The sequence below is a fragment of the Mesorhizobium sp. M7A.F.Ca.CA.004.06.1.1 genome (assembly GCF_003999135.1).
In the GTDB taxonomy this organism is placed as follows: Bacteria; Pseudomonadota; Alphaproteobacteria; order Rhizobiales; family Rhizobiaceae; genus Mesorhizobium.
The window spans coordinates 1-1,021 of the sequence record NZ_RZPQ01001221.1 but is presented as its reverse complement, the minus strand read 5'-3'; the positions used below and the strand labels follow the sequence as shown (position 1 = coordinate 1,021).

The following is a 1,021-nucleotide window of genomic DNA, read 5'->3' as shown; positions in this document are numbered from 1 at the left end:
CGGGTACGGAGCATGTAGCGGGTACGACGTCCGCACGCGCTGTATTCGAGGCTGCGTCAAATGTGAACGGGTAGGCCAAACTGTATGGGGTTCTCCTGTGATTTCGGGTGTTTGCAACCCGGGATTTGGAGAACTCCCTCCTTCATCTGTCTGAGCGCGGTCAGCTTGCAGTGGGTGGTTATATCTGCGACGTCAGCTCAACCGGAAAATCGTCATTGTCGGCGTCGCGCATGGCGGCAAGGCTGCGATTGTCCAGCACTTCGGCGATCGCCTGCCGCACCTCCAGCATCATGTGGCGGACCTGGCAGGTCGCCTCGTCGCAATCCTCGCAGCGCTGATACTGCGTGCGGCTGGCGCAAGGGATCGGCGCCAGCGGCCCATCCAGCACGCGCACGACATGGCCGATCTTGATTTCGGAGGCCGGCCGGGCGAGGCGATAGCCGCCTTCCTTGCCTTTGCGGCTCTGGACGAAGCCGGCGTTGCGCAACTCGCCCAGAATGGCATCGAGGAATTTCTTCGGGATGTTGTTGGCCACCGCGATGTCATTGACGAAGGCCAATTGGCCGGCCGGCAGGCCGGACAGATGCACGAGGGCCTTGAGGCCGTATTTGCCTTTTTTCGTCAGCATGCCCAGATCAACCCATTGAAGCCCCAACCACTCGCATCTGGCGACTGTTTGTGTGCAAATAATGACGTTTTCGCCGCGCGATGATGTTTCGCGAAAACAAGCCGCCGGATTGCAGTTAGGCACAAACGCGTTGATTCTTTGTAACGTTTTGCACTGAGAAGGCGGATATTCCGCTGATAACCAGGTTTTCGGCGTTCAAAACGAAAAAAGCCGGCAGGGCGCCGGCTTTTCCGTCAACTGCGCAGATATCGCGGCCTTCAGCGGCTGCCGTAGGTCTGGTCGAGCAGGCCGCCAGCGGCGAAATGCTCTTTCTGCACTTTGTCCCAGCCGCCGAAGACGTCTTCCACCGTCAGCAGCCGGATATCGGGGAAATCGGCCTTGTCTTTTGCCGCC

The 1,021-nt window shown here is 59.3% G+C and carries 1 protein-coding gene and 1 pseudogene; both read right to left on the bottom strand.

All coding sequences use genetic code 11. From position 1 onward, the window contains the following. Positions 1-178 precede the first annotated feature (178 nt). Positions 179-628, bottom strand: a complete 450-nt coding sequence (locus EN906_RS35300) for an Rrf2 family transcriptional regulator (protein WP_013530871.1) — start codon at positions 626-628, stop codon at positions 179-181. 257 nt (positions 629-885) lie between these two features. Then, positions 886-1,021 (bottom strand): annotated as a pseudogene (locus tag EN906_RS38665) (sulfate ABC transporter substrate-binding protein); the annotation flags it as partial.

Bases quoted from the DNA above. Each gene is read 5' to 3' on its own strand.
- EN906_RS35300 (WP_013530871.1), bottom strand. From the start codon at position 628: ATGCTGACGAAAAAAGGCAAATACGGCCTCAAGGCCCTCGTGCATCTG.